The following is a 26,236-nucleotide window of genomic DNA, read 5'->3' as shown; positions in this document are numbered from 1 at the left end:
TTGAGTCAGACGTACTGTGCGGCGGCATAGCCCGAAGCCCAGGCCCACTGGAAGTTGAACCCTCCCAGGTGACCGGTCACGTCCAGCACTTCGCCGATGAAGTACAGCCCGGGGCTCTTCAGCGATTCCATGGTCTTGGACGAGACTTCCCGGGTGTCGACGCCACCCAATGTCACCTCGGCGGTGCGATAACCTTCGGTGCCGGCCGGGATGACGTTCCAGCTCGCCAGTTTCTCGGCAATGTCCGCCAGTTCCCCGTGGGTGTATTGCTTCATGGGTTTGGAGATGAACCAGCTGTCGGCCAGCAGGTTGGCCATTTTCTTGGTGAACAACTCGCCCAGGAGGGTTTTCAGCTCACTATTGGGGCGTTCGGCCTGCTGTTGTTGCAGCCATTGGGGCACGTCGTGGTCCGGCAGCAGGTTGATCTGCACCGTGTCCCCCGGCTCCCAGAACGACGAGATCTGCAGGATCGCCGGGCCGCTGAGGCCGCGGTGGGTGAACAGGATGTTTTCCCGAAAGCTCTGGTCGTTGCAGCTCACCAGGCAATCGACCGACGTGCCCGAGAGTTCGGTGCACAAGGCCTTGAGCTGATCGGTAATGGTGAACGGCACCAGGCCGGCGCGGGTTGGCAGCAACTGGTGGCCGAACTGCCTGGCGATCTGGTAACCGAAACCGGTGGCGCCGAGAGTCGGGATCGACAGTCCGCCGGTGGCGATCACCAGGGATTGGCAGGCGATGGCGCCGAGGGTGGTTTGCAACCGATAGCCGCCGTCGGTTTTCTCGATGTGCTCGATCGAGGTGTCCAGGTGCAGGTTGACCCCGACCTGCTCGCACTCGTCCAGGAGCATGCCGAGGATGTCGCTGGACTTGTTATCGCAGAACAACTGGCCGAGTTTCTTCTCGTGATACGGCACGCCGTGCTTGGCCACCAGGGCGATGAAATCCCACTGGGTGTAGCGGGCCAGGGCCGATTTGCAGAAGTGCGGGTTTTGCGAAAGGAAGTTGCCCGGCTCGGTGTACATATTGGTGAAATTGCAGCGTCCACCGCCGGACATGAGGATTTTCTTGCCGGCCTTGTTGGCGTGGTCCAGCAACAGCACCTGTCGCCCGCGCCCCGCGGCGGTCAGCGCGCACATCAACCCTGCGGCGCCAGCGCCAATGATCACGACTTCGGTAGAGCGCAAAACGGTGTCCTCTCATGTGTCACCACAAAACCCATTGTGGGAGCGAGTCTGCTCGCGATTGCGGCGTGTCAGTCAAATAAAGGTTGGCTGACCCGCCGCAATCGCGAGCAGGCTCGCTCCCACAGGGGAACTTCGTTGGTTGGGATGGTTACAGGATCCGCACCCGCAACGAACGGCCCTTGATCTTGCCTTCGTTCAGGCGCTTGAGGGCCTGTTTGGCGATCCCGCGTTCCACGGCCACGTACGCCTGGAAATCGAAAATCGCGATCTTGCCGACCTGGGTGCCGGGGATGCCCGCGTCGCCGGTCAGGGCGCCGAGGATGTCGCCGGGGCGCACCTTGTCCTTGCGACCGGCGGCGATGCACAGGGTGCTCATGGCCGGCAGTAGTGGGCCGCCCCCTTGGGGCTTGAGGTTGTCCAACTGGTCCCAGTTCAACGGCGCCTTCTGCAATTGCTCGATGGCCTGGGCGCGGTGGGCTTCGGACGGCGCTACCAGGCTGATGGCAACGCCGGTTTCGCCGGCGCGGCCGGTGCGGCCGACCCGGTGGATGTGGATTTCCGAGTCCCGGGCCAATTCGACATTGATCACCATGTCCAGGGCATCGATATCGAGGCCGCGGGCCGCCACATCGGTGGCCACCAGCACCGACGTGCTGCGGTTGGCGAACATCGCCAGCACCTGGTCGCGGTCGCGCTGTTCCAGGTCGCCATGCAGGCCGACGGCGGAAATGCCTTTGGACGTCAGGTGGTCGACGGTTTCCTGAACCTGCTGCTTGGTGAAGCAGAAGGCCACGCAAGAGGCCGGGCGGAAGTGCGCGAGTACCTTGACCACCGCGGCCATGCGCTCCTCTGGAGAAATCTCGTAGAAACGCTGCTCGATCTGCGCGTCGGAATGCAGTGCCTCGGCTTTCACCTGTTGCGGGTCACGCATGAACTTGGACGACAGTTGCTTGATGCCCACCGGGTAGGTAGCGGAGAACAGCAGCGTCTGGCGACGCTCCGGGGTCTGTTGGATGATGTCTTCGATCGCGTCATAGAAACCCATGTCGAGCATGCGGTCGGCTTCGTCGAGGATCAGCGTGTTGAGGCCATCGAGTACCAGCGAGCCCTTGCGCAGATGCTGCTGGATGCGCCCGGGGGTGCCGACGATGATGTGGGCGCCGTGTTCGAGGGAGGCGATCTGCGGGCCGAAGGAGACGCCGCCGCACAGGGTCAGGACCTTGATGTTGTCCTCGGCGCGGGCCAGGCGACGGATTTCCTTGGCGACCTGGTCGGCCAGCTCGCGGGTCGGGCACATGACCAGCGCCTGGCAGCCGAAGTAGCGCGGATTGATCGGGTTCAGCAGGCCGATACCGAACGCCGCGGTCTTGCCGCTGCCGGTCTTGGCCTGGGCGATCAGGTCCAGGCCCTTGAGGATCACCGGCAAGCTTTGCGCCTGGATCGGCGTCATCTGGGCATAACCGAGGGATTCGAGGTTAGCCAGCATGGCGGCGGACAGCGGCAAAGTGTTGAAAGCGGTGGCAATGGTGGTCACGGGACAGGCCTGCAAAACAAAATGTCGCGCAGTGTAGCAGCCTCGTGCCACTTTCTTCGAAAGTTCTGGACGAGCTGTGCGAGCCATGGGGCTCTTGGAAGGCTGGGTGATGAACCTGTGGCGAGGGGATAAATCCCCTCGCCACAAAAGCTTACTGAAGCCACTCAAGCTTGGGCTAATGCTCGATATGCTCATCGTGACGTTTCTGCCGCCGCCCATCCTGCTTCGACAACTGGGAAAAAATCGTCGCCGCCAACATCGCCATGACGCCCACCGTCACGAACGTCAGCTGGAACGCGCCCAGCACCGTGTCGACTCCATCGTTACCCACTTGGGCCGTGAAACCGCCGAGCAGGGCGCCGGCACAGGCGACGCCGAGGCTCAGGGACAGTTGTGCCACCACGGACAGCAGGCTGTTGCCGCTGCTGGCGCTGGCATCGTCCAGGTCGATCAGAGTCACCGTGTTCATCGCCGTGAATTGCAACGAGTTGATCGCTCCCAATACCGCCAGTTGCGCCAACAGTAGCCAGTACGGAGTCTGTTCGCTGACCAACCCCATGCTCGCCAGCATCACGCCCAAGGCCAGGGTGTTTCCGGTCAGGACGATGCGATAGCCCAGGCGCTCGATCAATGGCCGGGCCACGGATTTGGCGACCATGGCCGCCGCCGCCAGGGGCAACATGCTCATCCCGGCCTGGGACGGCGAATAACCCAGGGCCACTTGCAGCAGCAGCGGCACCAGGAAGGGCAGGGCGCCGCTGCCCAGGCGGGCGAACAGGTTGCCAAGGATGCCCACTGCGAAAGTCCGGGTCTTGAACAGCGACGGCGCGAACAGCGGGTTCTCGATGTGTCCGGCCCGCAACCAATAAGCCGCCAGGCAGGCCATGCCGCCGAACAGCAGCAACATCACCCGCAGGTGCGGCAAGTGCAGTTCGCCAAGGCCTTCCATGGCGATGGTGATCAGCACCATCGCCGCGCCGAACAGCAGGAAGCCCACGCCGTCGAAGCGGGTGCGTTCGCTGCCGCGCAGGTCGGGGATGAATTTCCACACTGCATAGCAGCCGATCACACCCACCGGCAGGTTGATGATGAAAATCCAGTGCCAGGTCAGGTATTGCACCATCCAGCCGCCCATGGTCGGGCCGATCAGCGGGCCTAGCAGGCCGGGAATGGTGATGAAGCCCATGATCCGCACCAGTTCCGAGCGCGGATAGGCCCGCAGCACCACCAGCCTGCCCACCGGCAGCATCAGCGCGCCGCCCAGGCCCTGGACCACCCGTGCGCCGACCAGCATCGTCAGGGAGCCGGACAAGGCGCACAGCAGCGAGCCGAAGCTGAACAACAGGATTGCGCCGAAGAAGATCTTCTTGGTGCCGAAACGGTCGGCGATCCAGCCCGAGGCCGGGATCAGCAGCGCCACGGTGAGCATGTAGGCGATGATCACGCCCTGCATGCGCAGCGGGTTCTCCGCCAGGTCACTGGCCATGGCGGGCAGCGCGGTATTGAGGATCGTCCCGTCGAGGGACTGCATGAAGAAGGCGATCGCCACGACCCACGGAAGCCAGCGGGCGGTGGTTGCGTCGAGCGGGGCGCGGTTGGGCATGGGGCCTCTTGCTGGGTTTCAGGGTGTTCGTGGTGGCTTTATCGCGGGCAAGCCTTGCTCCCACCGGATGTCACTGTCCTTGTGGGAGCAAGGCTTGCCCGCGATGCTTTTTACAGCGTCAACGTCAACCGCTTGACCAACGCCCCCGGCAACAGCATTGAGGCCGTGGCCCGTTGGCTATAGGTGCTGGCCGAGAGCAGGAGTTCCCGCTCCCGTGTCAGGCTTTCGAGTTGCGAGCCGAGCAGGCGGTAGACGCTGTCGTCGAAGCGCATGGTGCTGACCGGTGCCTGGATCTGGCCGTTCTCGACCCAGAACGTGGCGAAGCGGGTCATGCCGGTCATGCGTGCCGCTGGCTGGTCCGAATAGTTCAGATACCAGAGGTTGCTGATGTACAAACCGGTGCCGAGGCGCTCGAGAATGTCTTTCTGCTCCAACCGGCCTTCCTGCATGACCAGCGCCGTGGGGTATTCGTAGCTGCTCGCGCCGTTGGCGGTGAGGCCGTACTCGGCGGCGCTGCGTGAATTGACCAACCGGGCGTCGGCCGTGCCCTTGGCGATCAGTGTCAGGTCGTCGCGCGGATAGCCTTCATCGGAAAACGCCGGGCTCAAGGAACCGCTCACCTGCTCGCTCAGCTCTACCACGGGGCTGAAGGTGGACTCGCCGGCATAGAACTTCTGCAACGGACTCTGTTTGCTGGCAATCGCCCGGGCCGAGAAGCCGCCCCAACTGAGCATGCCCATGATCTCTTCCAGCGCGGCCGGTGCCAGGTAGGCGCGATACTCACCGGGCGGCAGCGTGCGCAGCGGCCGGCCGAGAAACGCCAGTTGCTCGCGGGCCTGGGCAAAGCGCTGGGCAAACCCTTCGCTGTTCCATTCATGGCCGGCGTAGCTGGCCTTCACCGCCTGGCCATTTTCGTGGAACAGGCTGAAGTCGAAGTTGAAGCTATTGGCCTGATGCCAGCCAAACGCCCCCGAAGAACTGGCGAAACCGCGGCTGATGGGACCCGCGGCGTAGATCCCCACCAGGTCCACGCCTTCGGCGGCCTGGGCGATTTCGGCCACAGCCTGTTCGGCCTCCGGCAGCGGATGGTCCTGCACACTGTTGCTCTGCCAGTGATTGTGGTTGAGCAGCAGATAGGGATCGCGCGGCAGCAGTGGCAGGGTATCGCGTAATTGTTGCAGGCCTTCGCTCAAGCGTTGCAAATCGGTTTCGGTCTCGCCGGACAAGGTGATCTGCAGGTCGGCATGGCGCCCGTCGTCGATCAGTTTGAAACTGACATTGGCCTGTTGCACCTGGCCGGCCTGGCGCACCTTGCCATGGTTGAAGCGCACGAAGGCCGAGGACTCCGCAGCGTAACCCAGGGTGAATTGTTCGGACCCGTGCAGCGCAGCGCGCAGCCAGTCGACCAGCGCCTTGAATGCCTCGGTCTGATTGTTGACGGTACTCATCAAGCGTCTCCCCCAAACACATCAACGTTGCCGAACACGCAGGCTGGCGACGCGTGACCGACGCGGATGACCTGGTTCGGCTCGCCCTTGCCGCAGTTCGGCGTGCCCAGCACCTGGGAGGTACTGGCATCGCCCACGGCCCGCAGGCTCTTCCAGAATTGCGCGGAGATGCCGCGGTAGTTGGGGTTCTTCACCACGCCCTTGAGCTCGCCGTTCTCGATCAACTGGCCCCATTCGCAGCCGAACTGGAATTTGTTGCGGGCGTCGTCGATGGACCACGAGCGGTTGGTGCGCATCAGCACGCCGTGTTCGATGCCTTGGATCAACTGTTCCAGGGATTGATCGCCCGGTTCGATGTTCAGGTTGGCCATGCGGTCGATGGGCGGGCGGTTCCAGCCGCAGGCGCGGCTGTTGGCGACGCCGTCCAGGCCTGCGCGAAACTGTGACAGGGCGCCGCCCAATGGACGCAGCAGCAAGCCTTCGCGGATGAGGAACTGTTTGCTGGCGGGGCTGCCGTCGTCGTCATGGCTGTAGCTCGCCAGTTCCTCGGGAATGTCCGGGTCGAACGTCACGTTCAGCAGGTTGGAGCCGTACTGCAACTGGCCGAAGTCGCTGGTCTTGACGAAGCTGGTGCCGGCGTAGTTGCGCTCGTCCCCCAGGATGCGGTCCAGCTCCAGCGGGTGGCCGATGGATTCGTGGATCTGCAACATCATCTGGTCGGGCATCAACAGCAGGTCCCGTGGGCCTTGCGGCGTGTTCGGCGCCATCAGCAACTGCAGGGCCTGATCGGCGATTTTCGGCCCGGCACCGATGAGGCCGCAACGACTGATCACATCGAAGCCACCTTGCTGGCCGAAGTTTTCGCGGCCCAGGGTGCGGGTCTGGCTGTCATGTCCGTCGAAGGCGGTGACGTCCAGTGCCGGGTAGACGAAGCGCTGGGCCTGGCGTAATTCGGCGCCAGCACTGTTGAGGTAGATCTGCTCGACCTGGGTCAGGCCGATGCTGACCTGCCAGTTCACCAGGCGCTCGTCCTGGGGCACCGCCGCCGATTCGTCGCCGAGCAATTGGTAGCAATCGCTCAGGGAGGGGAACACCTGGTCGAAATGCGGCGAGAAGTAATCGGCGCGGTCGCTGGCCACCGGCTGCCCGCGCAGGTCGAGCAAAGCGTAGGGCTTGAGCCGACGGGCGCGTTGCTCGGCTTGTTCGAGCGCTGCTTGCAGGCCGGCCTGGGACAGGTCGTTGGTGGCCGCATAGGCTTCGACACCGTTGACCCGCACGGTGAGCATCGCTCCTTCGTCACGGCCCAGGCTGGGCGGTTCGGCGATGTTCTTGCGCACCGACAGATGCTGGCCGGATTCGCGCACGTAACGCAGGGAAAAAAATTCAGCGCCCGTGCGCAAGGCAGCAAAGCGCTGCTTGAGCTGGGGGTGGAAGTCGAACATGAAACCTCCTTGTCTGGAGTGGCGGTGCAGCGAGGTGCGGCGCATTGACGCGGCGGCTCTAGAGTAGGCCTGGGCGGGGGAGGGATCAAGGTAGAGAGGAATACTGAATGTCAGGGGCTACCGCCATCGCGAGCAGGCTCGCTCCCACATTGGACCTTAGTGGTCACAAGAGTTGTGTCCATGGAGATCCCTGTGGGAGCGAGCCTGCTCGCGATAGCCACGCTGCGGTGTTACTGAGCGGCAGGCGCCACCTCGCGCACCGGCTTGCCCTTGACCGGCGCATCGCCGGCCACATAGTACGGCGCGGTGCTGCGTGGCAGTGGCTTGCGGCCGCGGATCTTGTCGGCGATTTTCTCGGCGATCATGATCGTCGGCGCGTTCAGGTTGCCGGTGGTGATGATCGGCATGATCGAGGCATCCACCACCCGCAGGCCTTGCAGACCATGCACGCGGCCTTCGCCGTCCACCACCGCCATGTCGTCGGTGCCCATCTTGCACGAGCAGGATGGGTGGAAGGCGGTCTCGGCGTGTTCGCGGATGAACTGGTCCAGTTGCTCGTCGGTCTGCACCTCGATACCCGGGCTGATCTCGCGCCCACGGAACGGGTCCAGCGCCGGCTGCTGCATGATCTCGCGGGTCAGGCGGATGCCGTCGCGGAATTCCTGCCAGTCCTGCTCGGTGGCCATGTAGTTGAACAGGATGCTCGGGTGCTGGCGAGGATCCTTGGACTTCGCCTGGATCCGCCCCCGGCTCGGCGAGCGCATGGAACCCATGTGCGCCTGGAAACCGTGCTCCTTCACACCGTTGCTGCCGTTGTAATTGATCGCCACCGGCAGGAAGTGATACTGGATGTTCGGCCATTCGAATTCCGGACGGGTGCGGATGAAACCGCCGGCCTCGAACTGGTTGCTGGCACCGATGCCGGTGCCGTTGAACAGCCATTCGGCACCGATGGCCGGCTGGTTGTACCAGAGCAGCGAAGGGTACAACGAGACCGGTTGGGTGCAGGCGTATTGCAGGTAAAGCTCCAGGTGATCCTGGAGGTTTTCACCGACGCCCGGCAGGTCGTGGACCACCGGGATGTCGAGGCTTTCCAGCAATCTTGCCGGGCCGACGCCGGAGCGTTGCAGGATCTGCGGCGAGGCGATGGCGCCGGAGCACAGCAGCACCTCCTTGCGCGCCCTGGCTTCGACGCGCTCTTCAGCGGCGCCCACCAGGTAACGCACGCCCACGGCACGCTTGCCTTCGAACAGGATCTTGTCGGTCAGGGCATGGGTGACGATGGTCAGGGTCGAACGCTTCTTGGCCACATCCAGGTAGCCGCGCGCGGTGCTGGCGCGTCGGCCATTCGGCGTGACGGTTCGGTCCATCGGGCCGAAACCTTCCTGCTGGTAACCGTTGAGGTCCTCGGTACGTGGGTAACCGGCCTGCACGCCGGCCTCGACCATGGCGTGGAACAGCGGGTTGTTGCCGGGCTTGGGCGTTGTCACGCTGACCGGGCCGTCGCCGCCATGATAGTCGTTCGGGCCGATGTCCCGGGTCTCGGCCTTCCTGAAATAGGGCAGGCAGTCCAGGTAGGTCCAATCCTCGAGGCCGGGCAGTTTTGCCCAGTTGTCGTAGTCCAGGGCGTTGCCCCGGATGTAGCACATGCCGTTGATCAGCGAAGAACCGCCCAGGCCCTTGCCACGACCGCATTCCATGCGCCGGCCGTTCATGTGTGGCTCGGGATCGGTCTCGTAGGCCCAGTTGTAGCGTCGGCCTTGCAGCGGGAACGCCAGGGCGGCGGGCATCTGCGTGCGAAAGTCGAGGCGATAGTCCGGGCCGCCAGCTTCGAGCAGCAGAACGGTGACGCCTTCGTCTTCGGTCAGGCGGGTGGCCAGGGTGTTACCGGCGGAGCCGGCACCGATGATGATGTAATCGAATTCTTGGGACATGAAATGCACCCTCTTTTAATTGGCTTCAGGTCAGGGCCGGGGAGCGCTTTGCACTCCATCGCGAGCAGGCTCGCTCCCACATTGGAATGGGAACTCATGTGGGAGCGAGCCTGCTCGCGATGACGGCCTCATGGGCGGACGCCGATCAGAACACCGACACGTACTCGCCCATTTCAACCTGTACCGATTTGATGCGCGTGAAGTTGTTCAGCGAGCTGATTCCGTTCTCGCGACCCACGCCCGACTGCTTGTAGCCACCCACCGGCATCTTCGCGTCGGACTCGCCCCAGGCGTTGATCCAGCAGATACCGGCTTCCAGTTGGTGGATCACGCGGTGGGCGCGGTTCAGGTCGCGGGTCACGACGCCGGCGGCCAGGCCGAACTCGGTGTCGTTGGCGCGACGGATCACTTCTTCTTCGGTTTCGTAGCTGAGGATTGCCATCACCGGGCCGAAGATTTCTTCCCGCACGATGGTCATCGCGTCGGTGCAGTCGGTGAACACGGTCGGTGCGACGAACGCACCCTTGGCGAACTCGCCGTCGGTCAGGCGCTTGCCGCCACACAGCAGGCGGGCGCCTTCGGCCTTGCCCTTCTCGATGTAGCCCAGCACGCTCTCCATGTGGGCGAAGCTCACCAGCGGGCCGAAGTTGGTGTTTTCGTCCTCTGGGTTGCCGATGCGGATGCGCGCCACGCGCTCGGCGATCTTGGCTTCGAACGCCGCCTTGAGGTGGCTTGGCACGAACACGCGGGTGCCGTTGGTGCAGACCTGGCCGGAGCTGTAGAAGTTGGCCATCATCGCAGTGTCGGCAGCGCGATCCAGGTCGGCGTCGTCGCAGATGATCAGGGGCGACTTGCCGCCCAGTTCCATGGTCACGTCCTTGAGCGACGAACTCGAGGCGCTGGCCATGACCTTCTTGCCGGTGTCGGTGCCGCCGGTGAAGGAGACTTTCTCGATGCGCGGGTGCTCGGTCAGCCAGGTACCGACTTCACGGCCGCTGCCGGTCAACACGTTGAACACCCCAGGCGGAACGCCGGCTTCGGTGTAGATCTCGGCCAGCTTCAGGGTGGTCAGCGAAGTGACTTCGCTTGGCTTGAAGATCATCGCGTTGCCGGCGGCCAGGGCCGGAGCGGACTTCCACAGCGCGATCTGGATCGGGTAGTTCCACGCGCCGATGCCGGCCACGATGCCCAGGGGCTCGCGACGGGTGTAGACGAACGAGGTATCGCGCAACGGGATCTGCTCGCCTTCGATGGCGGGCACCAGGCCGGCGTAGTATTCCAGCACGTCGGCGCCGGTGACGATGTCGACGTAGCGGGTTTCGGAGTAGGCCTTGCCGGTGTCCAGGGTTTCCAGGGCGGCCAGCTCATCGTTGCGCTCGCGCAGGATGTCCACGGCGCGGCGCAGGATCCGCGAGCGCTGCATCGCGGTCATGGCGGCCCAGATTTTCTGGCCTTTTTCGGCACTGGCCACGGCGCGCTCGACGTCTTCTTTCGTCGCACGCTGCACTTGGGCAAGCACTTCACCGTTGGCAGGGTTGATGGCTTCGAAAGTGGCGTCGCCGCTGGCATCGCTGTACGCGCCATCGATGTAGAGTTTTTGCAGTTCGAAACGGGCCATAAAGTCCTCGCAAGTGCATAAGTGGTTGGCTGCCCCCGTGCGCGTCTTCTAAAGCTGACTACGCGGTTCGGCGGCGGTTCAGGAGTCGAGCGGTTCTGTCTGCTCTGGCGCCCCTGCCTTGCCCAGTTGGAAATCCATGTATTCGTAAGCGATCCGGTGTGCCTGGGCGGTGTCGAACGCGTCTCCCGACAGCGCCCCGCGCAGCCACAAGCCGTCAATCAGCGCGGCCAGGCCCCGTGCCGCGCTGCGTGCCTCATCAAGGGGCAGGGCGCGACGGAACTGGCAACACAGGTTGGAATACAGACGGTGATCGTTGATCCGCTGCAACCTGTGCAATGACGGGTGATGCATGCTGGTGGCCCAGAAGGCCAGCCAGGTTTTCATTGCCGGGCCATTGACCTGGCTGGCGTCGAAGTTGCCCTCGATGATTACCTTCAGGTGTGCCCGCGGGCTTTTGTCCTCCAGTGCCAGCCGGCGTGCGGTGACGTTCTCGCTCAGCACCGTCATCAGGTACTGGGCCGTAGCCGCGATCAGGCCATTCTTGTCCTGGAAATAGTGACTGATGATGCCGTTGGACACCCCGGCCAAACGGGCGATCAGCGCAATGCTGGCGTCCCCCATACCGACCTGATCGACGGCCTGCAACGTGGCTTCGATCAATTGCTGGCGGCGGATGGGTTGCATACCGACCTTGGGCATTGGGGTCTCTCTCCTCGATCATCCAGCGGGCAGAGAGTTGCCCGATGGAGCTGATGAGCAGTCTATTTTGTTTTGATTGAACGTTCAATCAATAAAAAATCGGACGTACGTCAGGGCTCAGAGATCGCTTTCCAGGAATGCAAAACCCTGTGGGAGCGAGCCCCGGAGGAGCCGAGCTTGCTCGCGATGAACGATGACGCGGTTTGCAGATGAACCGTGTCGACTCCATCGCGAGCAAGCTCGGCCCCCCAGGGCTCTCCCCCACAGGGTTGAGGTTTAGCCCAGGTTCTTGCCCAGCAGCGCGTGGTACAGCTCGCTGTCGCCGAGGATCCCGACCACTTTCTGGTTGTCGTGGAGCACCAGCTTGTTACCGGTCTGGTAGCGGATCTGCAGCGCGTCGCGCATGCCGATGTTGGAGTCCACCAGCGTCGGGCGACGGCCCAGGCCTTCGACGGGCTGCCCCTGGACCCAGTTCTGCAGGTCCAGTGCCGCGCCGTTCTGGCGTGCACCTTTGATGGTGTTGCCTTCGGCCAGGTCGAGCCAGGAGTCGCCGCCCGGATCCAGGCACACCGAACCGTTGATGCGCTTGCAGTTGTCCAGGGTGCGCATCAGGCTGCGGCCACACAGGACGTTGAGCGGGTTGGTATGGGCGACGAAAGTGCGCACATAGTCGTCCGCCGGGTTCAATACGATTTCTTCCGGCTTGCTGTACTGGATGATCCGGCCGTCTTTCATGATCGCGATGCGGCTGCCCAGCTTCAGGGCTTCGTCGAGGTCATGGCTGACGAACACGATGGTCTTGCTCAACTTGCGTTGCAGTTCCAGCAGTTCGTCCTGCAGGCCTTGGCGGATCAGCGGGTCGAGGGCCGAGAACGGTTCGTCCATCAACAGGATGTCGGCATCCATCGCCAGGGCGCGGGCCAGGCCGACCCGTTGTTGCATACCGCCGGACAATTCGTCGGGCTTCTTGTTGCGCCATTGGGCCAGGCCCACCAGCTCGAGTTTCTCATCCACCAGCTTGCGCCGTTCCTTTTCCGGACGGCCCTGCATTTCCAGGCCGAAGCTGATGTTCTCGCGCACCGTCAGCCAAGGCATCAGGGCGAACTTCTGGAATACCATGGCGATACGCTTGGTGCGCATCATCTTCAGTTCGGCGGGGCTGCAGGAGGCAATGTCGATCTGCCGGCCTTCATGCTCGACGAACAACTTGCCACGGCTCACGGTGTTCAGGCCGTTGATGCAGCGCAGCAGGCTGGATTTGCCGGAACCGGAGAGGCCCATCAAAACGCAGATTTCGCCTTTCTCGATGTCCAGGCTGGCCTTTTCCACGCCGACGATTTGCCCGGTCTTCTTCAGGATCTCGTTGCGGGTCAGGCCTTGGTCGAGCAGTTTGAGGGCTTCGCGTGGATCCTTGGCGAAGATCACATCGACCTGGTCGAAGCGGATTATGCTCATGCGTCACCCCCTACTTTGGCGTCGGGTTGTTTGCAGATACGGTCGAGCATGATCGCCAGCAGTACGATCGCCAGGCCGGCTTCGAAGCCCAGGGCGATATCGGCGGTGTTCAGTGCGTTGACCACGGGTTTGCCCAGGCCGTCGGCACCTACCAGTGCGGCGATCACCACCATCGACAACGACAGCATGATGCACTGGGTGACACCGGCCGCGATGCTTGGCATCGCATGGGGCAGTTCGATGCGCGACAGGAGCTGGCGACGGGAGCAGCCAAAGGCCTTGCCGGCGTCCATCAGTTCTTCCGGAACGTCGCAGATGCCCAGGTAGGTCAGGCGGATGGGCGCGGCAATCGCGAACACCACCGTGGAGATCAGACCCGGGACCACACCCAGACCGAAGAGGGTCAGGGTAGGAATGAGGTAGACGAAGGTCGGTACGGTCTGCATCAGGTCGAGTACCGGACGCATCATGGTGTAGAACATCGGCTTGTGCGCGGCAACAATGCCCAGCGGCACTCCGATCACAACGCAGACCAGGGTAGCGAACATCACCTGGGCCAGGGTTTCCATGGTTTCCTGCCAGTAACCCAGGTTGAGGATCAGCAGGAACGAGGCAATGACGAATACGGTGAGGCCCCATTTGCGCTGGATGAAATGCGCCAGCAGGGCAATCAGGCCAATCAAGGCCAGGGGGTTGAACCAGGTCAGCGCAAATGTCACGCCGTGAATCATCGTTTCCAGGAGCAGTGCGATGGCGTCAAAGGTGCTGGCGCCATGTTGCGTCAACCATTCGACGAAGCTCGCAATGTACTGGCCCAAGGGTATTTTCTGATCAATCAGCATGGTAGTGAACGTCCGCATGCAAGGGATAAACAGCCCGGGCGGGTGGACCCGCCCGGCATAACTATTACTGTGCGAGCTTGGCTTTCACGGCTTCCAGGCCAGGTTTACCGTCAATGGTGGTCACGCCAGCGAGCCAGGTATCGAGTACCTGTGGGTTTTTCTGCAGCCATGCCTTGGCGGCAGCTTCGGGCTTCATCTTGTCGTCCAGGACGTTGCCCATCAGTTTGCTTTCCATGTCGACCGTGAACTCGAGGTTCTTCAACAGCTGGCCAACGTTGCTGCATTCCTGGGTGTAACCCTTGCGGGTGTTGGTCGCCACGGTGGCGGCGCCGAAGTCCGGACCGAAGAACTCGTCGCCGCCGGTCAGGTATTCAATGTTGAAACGGGTGTTCATCGGATGCGGTGCCCAGCCGAGGAACACTACGTCGGTACCGCGCTTGGAAGCACGGTCGACCTGGGACAGCATGCCCGCTTCGCTCGACTCGACGACCTTGAAGCCGGCGTCTTTCAGGCCGAAGGCGTTCTTGTCGATCATGCTCTGGATCAGGCGGTTGCCGTCGTTGCCCGGTTCGATGCCGTAGATCTTGCCGTCGAGTTCCTTCTTGAACTTGGCAATGTCGGCGAAGTCGTGCAGGCCCTTGTCGTAAAGGGCCTTGGGCACGGCCAGGGTGTACTTGGCGCCCTTGAGGTTGGTGCGCACGGTGTCCACGGTGCCGGCGTCGCGGTAGGCCTTGATGTCGTTTTCCATGGTCGGCATCCAGTTGCCGAGGAACACGTCCATGTTCTTGCCGTCGGCCAGGGACTTGTAGGTCACCGGCACGGAAATCATGGTGGTCTTGGTCTTGTAGCCCAGGGCTTCGAGAATGACGCTGGTGGTGGCGGTCGTCACGGTGATGTCGGTCCAGCCGACGTCGGAGAAGTTAACAGTGCTGCACTGTGCGGGTTCTGCAGCGTTGGCCAGCATGGGAAGACTCAGCATGGCGGCCAACAACAACCTCTTGGAACCTTTCATGAGTGGACTCCTGGTGTTTTATCGGCGGTGTCCGGTCGGACAACCGCGCTTTGTATTGGATGTTGCGGTTGGGGCGCGTGAACACTGTCTCGACACGCGGCCTTGAAAACGAGCCGTAACCGATCATGTACCAGCGCAAATCTGTCGCCTACAGGGTGAGTCGTATCCAGTACAGGGAGGGTCGCATCCAGTGTCGGTGACGTCGTTTACAGATTTTTTCCGCCTCTGGCAGGTCTCTGACACGCAAAAAAACGGCGTAGAACCCTGTCATGGGGCCGGCGACGTTGGTGGGCATAATTGCGTCGGTGTCAGACGTCGACCCCTGCGGCAAAAACCGGATGATGCGGCCATCCGGCGTTGAGCGTAGCAGCTCCGTCACCGGGCGCTCCTGCGCCCGGATATGCCCGTTCTGGAGGTTCTAGGCAATGGCAATCAGTGTGTTCGACCTGTTCAAAATCGGTATTGGCCCGTCCAGTTCTCACACGGTCGGCCCGATGCGCGCCGCGGCGCTGTTTGTCGAGGCGTTACGGGCAAAGGCGCTGTTGAACGACGTGCGGCGGGTCGAGGTGCAGCTCTACGGTTCGCTGTCGGCCACCGGCATCGGCCACGGCAGCGATACTGCGGTCATCATGGGGTTGATGGGCGAGTGGCCGGATGCGATCGATCCGTCGCAGATTGCGCCGCGCATCGCCCTGTTGCGCGAAACCGAGACCCTGCAACTGGACGGTCGCTTGCCGGTACCTTTCGTATGGGCGCGGGACATGCGCCTGATCGACGAAAACCTGCCGTTCCATCCCAATGCCATGACGCTGGTGGCCGAAGGCGCCAGCGGTGAGTTGTTCCGCGACACCTATTATTCGGTCGGCGGTGGCTTTGTCGTCGACGAGGCCCAGGCTTCCAGTGGCGTAGCGGACCTGGACACCACTCAGTTGCCTTACGACTTCTCCAGCGCCGAAGAACTGCTCACGCTGTGCCGCACCCACAACCTGCGCGTGGCCGAACTGATGATGGCCAACGAAAAGGCCTGGCGTTCGGAAGAAGAAATCCGCAGTGGGCTGATGAAGCTCTGGCGGGCCATGCAGGATTGTGTCGAGCATGGCCTCAAGCACGAAGGCATCCTGCCCGGCGGGTTGAACGTGCGCCGCCGTGCAGCCAAGTTGCACCGCAGCCTGCAGGAATTGAACAAGCCGAATGTCATCGGCTCGACCCTGAGCGCGATGGAGTGGGTCAACCTCTTCGCCTTGGCGGTCAACGAGGAAAACGCCGCCGGCGGACGCATGGTGACGGCGCCGACCAATGGCGCGGCCGGGATCATTCCAGCCGTGCTGCACTATTTCATGAAGTTCAGCGAGGACGTTACCGACGCCAACGTGGTGGATTATTTCCTCGGCGCGGCAGCGGTGGGCATTCTGTGCAAGAAGAACGCCTCGATTTCCGGTGCCGAAGTCGGTTGCCAGGGTGAAGTGGGCTCGGCCTGTGCCATGGCGGCGGCGGGCCTGGCGGAGATCCTGGGGGCCACGCCGGAACAACTATGCAACGCGGCGGAAATCGGCCTGGAACATAACCTCGGCCTGACTTGCGACCCGGTGGGCGGCCTGGTCCAGGTGCCTTGCATCGAGCGCAACGCGATTGCCGCGGTAAAAGCCATCAATGCGGCGCAAATGGCGCTGCGTGGTGACGGCCAGCATTTCATTTCCCTCGACCGGGTAATCCGCACCATGCGCGATACCGGCGCCGACATGCACGACAAGTATAAAGAGACGTCGCGCGGCGGGTTGGCGGTCAGTGCGGTGGAGTGCTGATAGAAGACTGGCAACTGCCCCTGTGGCGAGGGAGCTTGCTCCCGCTGGGGGCGAAGCCCCCTAAACCTGTTGTCGTTGTGTATCAGATATACCTCGCAAGGTAGGTTGGCGACCGGTTCGCGGCCGAACGGGAGCAAGCTCCCTCGCCACAGGTAGTCGAAACTGCTCAAGAAACGAACACAACCACACAAACCCGCCACCTTTTAGCGCGTCGCAATCAGATAAGACCCTGTTCTCGGATCAGTCGTCGCGCAGCTTCGACCGTTCGTCCCCCGCGCTTGCGGTGACACTGTGCCGAAAACGGCGCAGCCCAGTTACCACAAGTGCTACCGAACTGCTCACTGCCCGCTGGGACAGGCGCCGGAAGCCTTTGAAGACCCCGATAATCCACACGCGATATGCGCCTTATATAGACGGCTCGGCATGTCGTTTTCAGGATTTATTGAATGCGTATTCAAATTTAGGCACGGCAATTGCTCTATCAATAACAAAGCCCGTCTCCTGCGTAGAGACCGAGGGCAATCACCAATAAAAAGAGCCTCCGCCTGAGGCCATCACCCGCTTTGTGTGAGGAGATACCGCGATGACGTCGACCCACTCCGGGGCCCAACCCCAGAACCGTGCGCCTCAGTCCATCGGCTTTTTGCTGCTGGACAATTTCACGCTGATTTCCCTGGCGTCCGCAGTGGAACCCCTGCGCATGGCCAACCAGCTATCCGGTCGCGAGCTGTATCGCTGGACCACCCTCACCGTGGATGGCGGGCAGGTCTGGGCCAGTGACGGTCTGCAGATCACTCCGGACGCGTCCATGCACAAGGCACCGGCCCTGGATACCGTCATCGTCTGTGGTGGCATCGGCATCCAGCGCACCGTTACCCGTGAACACGTGTCCTGGCTGCAAGGTCAGGCCCGCCAGTCCCGCCGCCTTGGCGCGGTCTGCACCGGCAGTTGGGCATTGGCCTGCGCCGGTCTGCTCGATGGGTTCGATTGCAGCGTGCACTGGGAATGCCTGGCGGCGATGCAGGAAGCTTTCCCGCGGGTGTCGATGAGCACCCGCCTGTTCACCCTCGACCGTAACCGTTTCACCAGCTCCGGCGGCACCGCGCCGCTGGACATGATGCTGCACCTGATCAGTCGCGATCACGGTCGCGAGCTGTCGGCGGCCATCTCGGAAATGTTTGTCTATGAGCGCATCCGCAACGAGCAGGATCACCAGCGTGTGCCGCTCAAGCACATGCTCGGCACCAACCAGCCGAAGTTGCAGGAAATCGTCGCGCTGATGGAGGCCAACCTCGAAGAGCCGATCGACCTGGACGAACTGGCGGTATATGTCGCCGTGTCCCGGCGTCAGCTGGAGCGGCTGTTCCAGAAATACCTGCACTGCTCGCCGTCGCGCTATTACCTCAAGCTGCGACTGATCCGTGCACGGCAACTGCTCAAGCAGACGCCGATGTCGATCATCGAAGTGGCATCGGTGTGCGGCTTCGTTTCCACGCCGCACTTCTCCAAGTGCTACCGCGAATACTTCGGCATTCCGCCGCGGGACGAGCGCGTCGGTTCCAACACCACGCAACAGGTGGCAATGATGCCGTTGCCGCAGGCGCTGGTGCTGTCGCCGTTGTCCGGCCCGTTGTCGGCGTTGAGCCAGGCGCGTAACGAGTCGACGTTTGCCAGTGTGAGGCTCTAGACCGAGGCGCGTTCGTCGCGAGCAAGCTTTGCTCCCACAGGCCCGGACTGCCCCAAAGGGTTGGATTTGTGTCCAACTTCTTGGGGTAGTCCAGGCATGTCGATAAACCTGTGAGAGCAAAGCTTGCTCGCGATGGATTTTTTCAGGCGCTGTGGTTCTGCTGGTATTGCGCCAATGCCGGCAACAGCTGCTTATCGATCGCCTGGCGCACGGCCGGCAGGATGGTGGCGCTGCTGGTGTACATCTCCTTGACCATCCGGCGCAGTTCATTGGCACGGGCCTTGTCCAGGCCGCGCACCGCACACTCGCAGGCCTGCTCGGCGGTAGAACCGCTGGGTATCTGGAGGCCGAGAGCCTTGAGCTGGCCCAGCAGGTCTTCCTGGTCGATCAAATCGGCGTGCATCATGACGCTTTTCCTTGTTCATGGATGGGGGCGTGATCCGATTCTGGTAGCCACCCGAAGCGGCGGCAAGGGCAAATCGTCGCGATGACCTATATGGCTATGAGCGTGTCGTTTTCGGCTAACTGACGCTGTTCGGGACTGGGCACACTGGCCTCAAGCTGAATCACGATGGTTTGGTCACCCTCGCGCGACAGCTCCTCCAGTAACGCCTCCTGCCCCGATCCTGTCACGGCTTGATCGGGGATTTTTTTGCCTGCGTGAGACTGGGAGTGATGGGGGTCGGACAGACCGCTTCGCGAGCAGGCTCGCTCCCACAGGGGGCATGCGATCCTTTGTGGGAGCGAGCCTGCTCGCGATGAACGATGACGCGGTGTAGCGTCATTTAGAAAAGCCGACAATACCAAATTCTCCGGAAATGGCTTTTGGTGAATCGCCGGGCGAGCTGGATATTGTGAATGTGAAGGTGCCACCAATCGTGGGGCGTCCGCCACCCGAATCAAACGTTATGCTGTTAGGATTACCCTCTGGGACGGGGTACAGAAGAGCCCCGCTGCTCTTGAAATAAGAGTAAATCTTTCCTGAGGGAATAGGCCCATCTATGAGGGGTAATAATCGGTAAGTGCCGGCGCGTATATCTCTTTGAAAGACAAAAACCAGTTCCCGATTGGCGTCGCGCGCCACTATTTCTTCACTTTTATTGCCATCCTTATCTTCATATAAGTAACGCATAATGAACGTGGCAGAAAAATTGGGTTCGCCAGATATTTGTGCATCAACATTGCCTGGAAGTGAGTTTCTGAAGTTTTCTCTTTTAAATTTCGCCAGGGTGCGGTTCATGGAAGTTCTCCTGACTGGGAAAGCTGATGATTGGTAAACACAAGCTAAGCATTCATCCGCGAGTGATGGCCGTCTACTGTAATTTCTGACAGGTCAAGACGTTTTCTGATCAATGGCTTTAAGGTGTTCTTGATCGTTCCCGTCCTATGCGTGGGGGGCAGCCCGTGGCGCTCCATCACTTCATCAGCCTTCGCGGTCTAGCGCTGCAACACCAGGATCCGCGACAGCAACTCATCCCGATCCACATAGCAGCCCTGGAAATGTCGTGCCCCGGTGGCCGGGTCGAAGGCGTTGCGGGCGTGGAGGGTGCGGCGGTTGTCGAAGCACCACAACTGGCCGGGCTCCAGCCGCTGCATCAGGCGAAATGACGGTTCGCGGGTCAGAGCGATGAAGCGTCGGTAGGCGCGGTAGAGCCTGGGCATCTGCTCGACCGAGGTGTCGAACGGCCCGCGCAGGAAGTTGGCCATGCGGATCTCCGCTACCTGCCCCAGCGCATCCAGCGCGATGATCGGCGCCAGGCAGCGATAGTCGCTGTGGCGATCCTTGTTGCGGAACTCCACCGGAATCTCGCATAACGCCGTAAAAGCCTCGGGGTCTTCCTGGCGCAGGGCTTCGGCGATGGCGAAACCGTCGACGAAAATGCTCTCGCCGCCGTCCGCGTCATTGACCAGGCAATGCAGGAACTGCAGGCCCGGTTGTAACTCCCGGGTCGGCAAGTCGCTGTGCAGCGGCAGGTTGAAGGCGGTATAGGCGTTACTGTCGGCATCGGCCTTGGATTGCACATTGAACAACACGCCGAAGTTGCTCTCGCGGATGAACGAGATGCGCTGGGCAAGCTGTTTCAGCGAACCGGGTTCGGTGGGCACGCCGCGGACCTGGGTCAGGCCGATGTCCCGTACCGCCAGCAGCCATTGCAGCAGCGCGTCGGCATCTTCCATCAGCGTCAGGTAATCGAATACCGGCAATTGCAGATCGTGTTTCCACAGTTGACGCTTGGCCTTGCCTGCCAGACGCTCGGCCCTGGATTCATCATCGTAGGCGTGGGCGCGCAGCCAGCCCGGATCGAAACGGCTGCGGTGGCCGTCCTGCCAATCCACGCACAGGCAGCCTTCGGCATCGAGGCGGATCGCACCAGGAGCCAGGTCTTCGGGCACATCGACGATTTCCAGCACCTGTTCCCGGGTAACGGTATAGACGCACTGCGGGCAGGGGCAGTTATCCCGCAGCCATTGATGATGAAACGGGCTGAGCCGGCCGTCGGCCCAGGTGACCTGGATCCGGTCGGCGAAGGGACTAGCTGCGGTCAACGCGCAAACCCGGGGATAGCGACGGAAGTCGGCAAAAGCGGCGGCGCTGTTCATGGCGATCTCCTTTTCGAAGCTCAGCGGGCAGGTGGCAGGGCGATGACCCGACCGATGTAGGCCGGCGCTGGCAGGTCGGATTGTTCGGCGATCAAGGCCTTGAGTTTGCCCAGGGTAGGCTCCGTGAAGGGGGCCGAATGCGGGCCCGCCAGGTCCACGTGCAGCAGCATCTGCTCGTTGCCCGCCAACGCCTTGTCCCCGCCAACCAGGTGCAGGCTGTGGTAGAGATGCAGGCGCTTGGCATCGTGACCGATGATCTGCGTATGCACCTCGACGTCGGCGTCGACCTTCACCTCGTGCAGGTAATTGAGGTGCAGTTCGAGGGTGAACAGCGAGTAGCCGCTGGCGTCGCGATTCAGGCTGTCCATGTCGAGCAGGTCCATCAGCGCGTCGGTGGCGTAGCTGAAAATCAGCAGGTAGTAGGCGTCGCGCAGATGGCCGTTGTAATCGACCCATTCGGGGCGGATGTGGGTTTGGTAGGTGGTGAGGGTGGGCATGGTTCAGGTTCCGACAATTATGTTGGCTGGGCGGACGCTATCGCGAGCAGGCTCGCTCCCACAGGGTTCTACTGAGTGAAATCAATCATGTTCACACCGCCAGATACCTGTGGGAGCGAGCCTGCTCGCGATGAGGCCTGAGGGGCAGGCCCGGAAATCAAGGTTTACTCAGTGAAGGCCATCCCATGCCTGGCCTTGGTGGCTTTCACCGCCTCCAACACCGCCAGCAGGCAATCGTCACGGTAGCGCTCCAATGCTGAAATGCTATGGCTGCCCAACTGATCGCTGGTGCCTTCCACCACGTCGTCGATCAGCTTCTCGGTCAGTTCCGGTGCCGGCAGGTAGGTCCACGGCAGTTGTAACGCCGGGCCGAACTGGGCCATGAAATGACGCATCCCGGCATCGCCGCCGGCCAGCGTGTACGTCAGGAACGTACCCATGAACGACCAGCGCAGCCCGGCACCAAAACGGATGGCATCATCGATTTCGCCGGTGGTCGCCACGCCGTCGTTGACCAGGTGCAATGCCTCGCGCCAGAGCGCTTCAAGCAGACGGTCGGCGATAAAACCGGGTACTTCCTTGCGCACGTGCAGGGGACGCATGCCGAGCGATTCATACACCTGCATGGCGGCCTGGATGGCTTCTGGCGCGGTGTTCTTGCCACCGACCACTTCCACCAGTGGCAGCAGGTACACCGGGTTGAACGGGTGCCCGACCACGCAGCGCTCGGGATGAGTGGAGCCTTCGTAGAACTCGCTCGGCAGCAAGCCTGAGGTGCTGGAGCCGATCAACGCGTTGGGCTTGGCGGCGGCGCTGATCCGGCTGTGCAGGTCGAGTTTGAGCTCCAGGCGCTCGGGGGCGCTTTCCTGGATGAAGTCGGCATCGCGTACGCACTCTTCGATGGTTGCGACAAAGCGCAGCCGGTCCTGGGAGGCGCCAGGCGCCAGGCCTTGTTTCTCCAGTGCGCCCCAGGCACTGGCGACGCGTTTGCGCAGCGCTGCCTCGGCACCTGGTGCCGGGTCCCAGGCCACGACGTCCAGGCCGTGGGCCAGGGCGCGGCTGACCCAGCCGCTGCCGATGACGCCACTGCCCAGGGCGGCGAAGGTCTTGATGTCGGTGATAAAGCTCATGGTGGTTTCCTGAAGTTGTTCGATGATCCAAATGTGGGAGCGAGCCTGCTCGCGATGGCGGAGTGTCAGTCGGCACATCGATAGGCTGTTGCACCGCTATCGCGAGCAGGCTCGCTCCCACAGGGGTATGCAAAGGCTCGGGTCAACTGCGCTTGATCAGGCCCATTTTCTTGCGGCCTTCGGCGGGCGTGAGCACGCGGGCACCGAGGCGGCTGAGGATCTCTCTGGCCCGTTCCACCAACTGGCCGTTGGTGGCGAGCACGCCTTTATCCAGCCACAGGTTGTCTTCCAGCCCGACCCGCACGTTGCCGCCCAGCAGCACCGCCTGGGCGGCCATCGGCATTTGCATGCGGCCGATGCCGAAGCCGGCCCACACCGCGTCCGCCGGCAGGTTGTCGACCATGGCTTTCATGGTGGTGGTGTCGGCCGGTGCGCCCCATGGGATGCCCAGGCAGAGTTGGAACAGGGGGTTGTCCAGCAGGCCTTCCTTGATCATCTGCTTGGCGAACCACAGGTGGCCGGTGTCGAAGATTTCCAGCTCGGCTTTCACCCCCAGCTCGGTGATGCGCCTGGCCCCGGCCCGCAGCTGCGCCGGGGTAGAGACGTAGATGGTGTCGCCGTCGCCGAAATTCAGAGTGCCGCAATCCAGGGTGCAGATTTCCGGCAGCAGTTCCTCGACGTGGGCCAGACGGGTCAGCGGTCCCACCAGGTCGGTGTTGGGACCGAACTCCATCGGCCGCTCGCCGGGCCCGATCTCCAGGTCGCCGCCCATGCCGGCGGTGAGGTTGACGATGATGTCCACGTCCGCCTCGCGGATGCGTTCCATCACTTCGCGGTACAGCGCCACGTCGCGGCTGAACTTGCCGGTCTGCGGGTCGCGGACGTGGCAATGGACCACCGTGGCCCCGGCCTTGGCGGCTTCGACGGCGGCCTCGGCGATCTGTTTCGGCGTGACCGGTACGTGGGGGCTCTTGGCGGTGGTGTCGCCAGCACCGGTGAGTGCGCAGGTGATGATGACGTCGTGGTTCATGGTGCGGTTTCCTTCAGGCGTAGTGAGTCACTGCGCAGCCAGTCGAGGGCTGCGCAGGGGGATAACGTTCGATCAGTTACTGGTCAGTTTCAGGTTGTCGGCGGCCGGCTTGCCGTCGAAGGTGGTCACGCCTTCGAGCCAGCGCTGCTTGTCCTGGGGATGGTCCTTGAGCCACTGCCGGGCCGATTCGAGCGGGTCCTTGTGATCCAGCAGCGGCTGCATCATCCGGCTCTCGTCCTCGGCGGTGAAAGTCAGGTTGCTCAGCAATCGGCTGACATTCGGGCACTGTTGGGCGTAGTTAGGTGCCGTAACGGTCCATACGGTGGCCATGCCTTCATTCGGGCCGAGGGCATCCTGGCTGCCGGTGAGGTAGGTCATCTGTACGTTGACGTTCATCGGGTGCGGCGCCCAGCCGAAGAACACCACGGCCTCCTTGCGCCGCACGGCACGGTCCACGGCGGCGAGCATGCCGGCTTCGCTGGACTCCACCAGTTGGAACTTGCCCAGGCCGAACTGGTTTTTGGCGATCATCGCCTTGATCTGGGTATTGGCGCCGGAGCCGGGTTCGATGCCATAGATCTTGCCACCCAGTTCCTTCTCGAACCTGGCGATGTCGTCGAAGGTCTTCAGGCCCTTGTCGGCCAGGTAAGTCGGCACCGCCAGGGTGGCGCGGGCGTCTTTCAGGCTGGGTTGCTCCAGAACCTTCACCTGCTTGGCCTCGACGAACGGCGTGATGGTCTGGGTCATCAGTGGATTCCAGTAGCCCAGGAACAGGTCCAGGCGCTGGTCGCGGATGCCGGCGAAGATGATTTGCTGGGAGGCGCTGGTCTGCTTGGTCTGGTAGCCGAGGCCGTCGAGCATCACCTGGGTCAGGGCGCTGGTGGCGATGACGTCGGTCCAGTTGACCACGCCCAGGCGCACGTTCTGGCACGCGGCGGGTTCGGCGGCCAGGGTGGCGGCGCTCATGCCCAGGAAAGTGGTACCGCTGAGTGCAAGAACGCAGGAGCTGATCAGTCGTTTCATGTCGGGTTCCTCGGCAGCTTATTGTTATGGGTTCCGGCGTCTGCGCGCCGGTGATGCCAAGTTACGCAGCCGGCCTCTTCGCAAAACGCACTGCGGCGACTCGCACTTGCACTGCGGCGACCTCTTGAACGGCCCCGGCAAGTGGCGTATCAAGATCTCCACGCTGCCCGTCGACCGAGTGCGCCATGTCCCAGGACTTCTACTTCTTGCTGATGCCGGGTTTTTCGGCCATCGGTTTCATTTCGGCCATCGAGCCGTTGCGGGTCGCCAATCGCTTTCGCGGTGAACTGTACCGCTGGCATGTATTGAGTGCCGATGGCGGCGCGGTCCTGGCCAGCAACGGCATGTCGGTCAACGCCGATGCTGCGCTGGAACCATTGAAGAAAGGCGCCACCTTATGGGTAGTGGCGGGGTTCGAACCGCTGAAGTTCGCCACGCCGGCGCTGGAGCGCTGGTTGCATCGGCTGGACAAGGAGGGCGTGACCCTCGGCGGCATCGATACGGGCAGTGTAGTCCTGGCCGATGCGGGGTTGCTGGAAGGGCATCGGGTCACCCTTCACTGGGAGGCCATCGAGGCGTTCAAGGAGTCTTATCCACAGCTCAGCGTGACCCAGGAGCTTTTCGAAATCGATCGTCGCCGCATCACCTGTGCCGGGGGCACTGCCTCCATCGATCTCATGCTGGACCTGATCGGCCAGGCCCACGGCGCGGACCTGGCGATTCAGGTCAGCGAACAATTCGTGCTCGGCCGCATCCGCCCGCGCAAGGATCACCAGCGCATGGAAATCGCCAGCCGCTACGGCATCCGCAACAAGAAGCTGGTGCATGTCATCGGTGAAATGGAAACCCACAGCGAACCGCCCCTGAGCACCCTTGAGCTGGCCGAATCCATCGGGGTCACCCGGCGCCAGCTCGAACGGCTGTTCCGCCTGCACCTGAACGACACCCCCAGCAACTTCTACCTGCGCCTGCGCCTGGAAAAGGCCCGGCAACTGCTGCGCCAGACCGACATGAGCGTGCTGGAAGTGAGCATCGCCTGCGGATTCGAGTCACCGTCGTACTTCACCCGCAGTTACCGGGCGAGGTTCGAGCGGTGTCCTCGGGAGGATCGGCGCAAGGTGGTCTGATGGCCGAACACGGGCCTCTGTGGGAGCGAGCCTGCTCGCGATGACGGTGGCAAATCCAATATGGATACCTACTGATCCACCGCCTTCGCGAGCCGGCTCGCTCCCACAGGAAATCTGCTTATTGCTTCATCAACGCCGCGCACGCCGCCTTGTACGCCTCATGCTGATACTTGTTCAGCGTTGCTGGCAGGGCGAAGTCGTGTTTCTTGTGTTGCGCGTTGATTGTCTGCGGTGACAGCAGCGTCACCTCGCAACCTTCCAGCAACTGGAAGACCCCCTCGATCTTGAACGTCGTCGGGCCGCCGGCAAATTCGCCTTTCTTGCTGCGCTTTTTGATGGCGATGCGTTCGATACCGTTTTCGGCGACGAATGCCCGTACCTGGGTCGCGAAGGCCTTGACGTTAGCGGCTTCGTCATCGTCGTCCAGGGCAATTTTTCGGGTATTCAGGGCAACGTGGCTCAATGCCTGTTGATCCAGCGAGGCGACGGCAATGATCGCTTCGCTGCCTTTGATTTCGATGCCGCAGATAATCATTCGAGCCTTCGGGACTGGTAGGTGGAAAGCTTA

The 26,236-nt window shown here is 62.3% G+C and carries 22 protein-coding genes; 3 read left to right on the top strand and 19 right to left on the bottom strand.

The window, feature by feature from the left end; all coding sequences use genetic code 11:
• Nucleotides 1-5 precede the first annotated feature (5 nt).
• The 11 genes from N005_RS17620 to N005_RS17570 all read right to left on the bottom strand — a co-directional run bounded on the left by N005_RS17620 (nucleotide 6) and on the right by N005_RS17570 (nucleotide 14,771).
• Entirely contained in the window at nucleotides 6-1,184 is a 1,179-nt protein-coding gene (locus N005_RS17620) for a BaiN/RdsA family NAD(P)/FAD-dependent oxidoreductase (protein WP_047702384.1), read from the bottom strand.
• A gap of 148 nt (nucleotides 1,185-1,332) precedes the next feature.
• Entirely contained in the window at nucleotides 1,333-2,670 is a 1,338-nt protein-coding gene (dbpA, locus tag N005_RS17615; protein ID WP_230164244.1) for an ATP-dependent RNA helicase DbpA, read from the bottom strand.
• Nucleotides 2,671-2,893: 223 nt separating this feature from the next.
• Nucleotides 2,894-4,321 carry a multidrug transporter subunit MdtD gene (gene mdtD, locus N005_RS17610; RefSeq protein WP_047702383.1) on the bottom strand — a complete coding sequence of 476 codons (1,428 nt, stop codon included), beginning with the start codon at nucleotides 4,319-4,321 and terminating at the stop codon, nucleotides 2,894-2,896.
• 110 nt (nucleotides 4,322-4,431) lie between these two features.
• On the bottom strand, nucleotides 4,432-5,769 hold the full coding sequence (locus N005_RS17605; RefSeq protein WP_047702382.1) for a TldD/PmbA family protein: 1,338 nt from the start codon (nucleotides 5,767-5,769) through the stop codon (nucleotides 4,432-4,434).
• A complete protein-coding gene (locus N005_RS17600; protein WP_047702381.1) occupies nucleotides 5,769-7,211 on the bottom strand; it encodes a TldD/PmbA family protein in 1,443 nt (480 codons plus the stop codon). Before N005_RS17600 ends, N005_RS17605 begins: the two co-directional genes overlap by 1 nt.
• Before the next feature lie 230 nt (nucleotides 7,212-7,441).
• Nucleotides 7,442-9,145, bottom strand: coding sequence for a choline dehydrogenase (gene betA, locus N005_RS17595; RefSeq protein WP_047702380.1), 1,704 nt, complete (start codon nucleotides 9,143-9,145; stop codon nucleotides 7,442-7,444).
• Between the two features lie 145 nt (nucleotides 9,146-9,290).
• On the bottom strand, nucleotides 9,291-10,763 hold the full coding sequence (betB, locus tag N005_RS17590) for a betaine-aldehyde dehydrogenase (protein WP_047702379.1): 1,473 nt from the start codon (nucleotides 10,761-10,763) through the stop codon (nucleotides 9,291-9,293).
• 78 nt (nucleotides 10,764-10,841) lie between these two features.
• On the bottom strand, nucleotides 10,842-11,462 hold the full coding sequence (gene betI, locus N005_RS17585; protein WP_047702378.1) for a transcriptional regulator BetI: 621 nt from the start codon (nucleotides 11,460-11,462) through the stop codon (nucleotides 10,842-10,844).
• Nucleotides 11,463-11,738: 276 nt separating this feature from the next.
• Nucleotides 11,739-12,917, bottom strand: coding sequence for a choline ABC transporter ATP-binding protein (gene choV / locus N005_RS17580; RefSeq protein ID WP_047702377.1), 1,179 nt, complete (start codon nucleotides 12,915-12,917; stop codon nucleotides 11,739-11,741).
• On the bottom strand, nucleotides 12,914-13,759 hold the full coding sequence (choW, locus tag N005_RS17575; protein WP_047702376.1) for a choline ABC transporter permease subunit: 846 nt from the start codon (nucleotides 13,757-13,759) through the stop codon (nucleotides 12,914-12,916). The genes choV and choW overlap by 4 nt, the downstream gene beginning before the upstream one ends.
• 64 nt (nucleotides 13,760-13,823) lie before the next feature.
• Nucleotides 13,824-14,771 carry a choline ABC transporter substrate-binding protein gene (locus N005_RS17570; RefSeq protein WP_047702375.1) on the bottom strand — a complete coding sequence of 316 codons (948 nt, stop codon included), beginning with the start codon at nucleotides 14,769-14,771 and terminating at the stop codon, nucleotides 13,824-13,826.
• Between the two features lie 425 nt (nucleotides 14,772-15,196).
• Between N005_RS17570 and N005_RS17560 the strand changes: the two genes are divergently transcribed.
• Together N005_RS17560 and gbdR are read left to right on the top strand one after the other, a co-directional pair.
• Nucleotides 15,197-16,573, top strand: a complete 1,377-nt coding sequence (locus N005_RS17560) for an L-serine ammonia-lyase (RefSeq protein ID WP_047702373.1) — start codon at nucleotides 15,197-15,199, stop codon at nucleotides 16,571-16,573.
• Nucleotides 16,574-17,156: 583 nt separating this feature from the next.
• Entirely contained in the window at nucleotides 17,157-18,260 is a 1,104-nt protein-coding gene (gbdR, locus tag N005_RS17555; RefSeq protein ID WP_024776554.1) for a choline metabolism transcriptional regulator GbdR, read from the top strand.
• A gap of 142 nt (nucleotides 18,261-18,402) precedes the next feature.
• Here the strand turns inward: gbdR and N005_RS17550 are convergent, their stop codons facing one another.
• The 7 genes from N005_RS17550 to choX all read right to left on the bottom strand — a co-directional run bounded on the left by N005_RS17550 (nucleotide 18,403) and on the right by choX (nucleotide 24,541).
• Nucleotides 18,403-18,666, bottom strand: a complete 264-nt coding sequence (locus N005_RS17550) for a hypothetical protein (RefSeq protein WP_024776555.1) — start codon at nucleotides 18,664-18,666, stop codon at nucleotides 18,403-18,405.
• A 375-nt stretch (nucleotides 18,667-19,041) separates the two neighbouring features.
• On the bottom strand, nucleotides 19,042-19,500 hold the full coding sequence (locus tag N005_RS29090) for a hypothetical protein (protein WP_144402696.1): 459 nt from the start codon (nucleotides 19,498-19,500) through the stop codon (nucleotides 19,042-19,044).
• A 197-nt stretch (nucleotides 19,501-19,697) separates the two neighbouring features.
• On the bottom strand, nucleotides 19,698-20,861 hold the full coding sequence (locus N005_RS17540; protein ID WP_047702372.1) for a gamma-butyrobetaine dioxygenase: 1,164 nt from the start codon (nucleotides 20,859-20,861) through the stop codon (nucleotides 19,698-19,700).
• A 20-nt stretch (nucleotides 20,862-20,881) separates the two neighbouring features.
• The gene (locus N005_RS17535) at nucleotides 20,882-21,358 is read right to left on the bottom strand and encodes a thioesterase family protein (RefSeq protein WP_047702371.1); all 477 of its coding nucleotides are present in this window, start codon (nucleotides 21,356-21,358) and stop codon (nucleotides 20,882-20,884) included.
• A 164-nt stretch (nucleotides 21,359-21,522) separates the two neighbouring features.
• Nucleotides 21,523-22,488: an L-carnitine dehydrogenase gene (locus tag N005_RS17530; protein ID WP_047702370.1), complete on the bottom strand. Its 966-nt coding sequence runs from the start codon at nucleotides 22,486-22,488 to the stop codon at nucleotides 21,523-21,525.
• A 142-nt stretch (nucleotides 22,489-22,630) separates the two neighbouring features.
• Complete coding sequence (cdhC, locus tag N005_RS17525) at nucleotides 22,631-23,518, bottom strand: 3-dehydrocarnitine:acetyl-CoA trimethylamine transferase CdhC (RefSeq protein WP_047702369.1); 888 nt, start codon at nucleotides 23,516-23,518, stop codon at nucleotides 22,631-22,633.
• A gap of 72 nt (nucleotides 23,519-23,590) precedes the next feature.
• The gene (gene choX / locus N005_RS17520) at nucleotides 23,591-24,541 is read right to left on the bottom strand and encodes a choline ABC transporter substrate-binding protein (protein ID WP_047702368.1); all 951 of its coding nucleotides are present in this window, start codon (nucleotides 24,539-24,541) and stop codon (nucleotides 23,591-23,593) included.
• Between the two features lie 185 nt (nucleotides 24,542-24,726).
• On the opposite strand from choX, the gene N005_RS17515 reads away from it, so the two are divergent.
• Nucleotides 24,727-25,668, top strand: a complete 942-nt coding sequence (locus N005_RS17515) for a GlxA family transcriptional regulator (RefSeq protein WP_047702367.1) — start codon at nucleotides 24,727-24,729, stop codon at nucleotides 25,666-25,668.
• A 118-nt stretch (nucleotides 25,669-25,786) separates the two neighbouring features.
• Here the strand turns inward: N005_RS17515 and N005_RS17510 are convergent, their stop codons facing one another.
• A complete protein-coding gene (locus tag N005_RS17510) occupies nucleotides 25,787-26,203 on the bottom strand; it encodes a DUF3010 family protein (RefSeq protein WP_047702366.1) in 417 nt (138 codons plus the stop codon).
• Between the last annotated feature and the right edge of the window lie 33 nt (nucleotides 26,204-26,236).

Source organism: Pseudomonas mediterranea CFBP 5447, assembly GCF_000774145.1.
Taxonomy (GTDB): domain Bacteria; phylum Pseudomonadota; class Gammaproteobacteria; order Pseudomonadales; family Pseudomonadaceae; genus Aquipseudomonas; species Aquipseudomonas mediterranea.
Note: the sequence above shows the minus strand (reverse complement) of the source record. Positions and strands in the feature narration are given on the sequence as shown.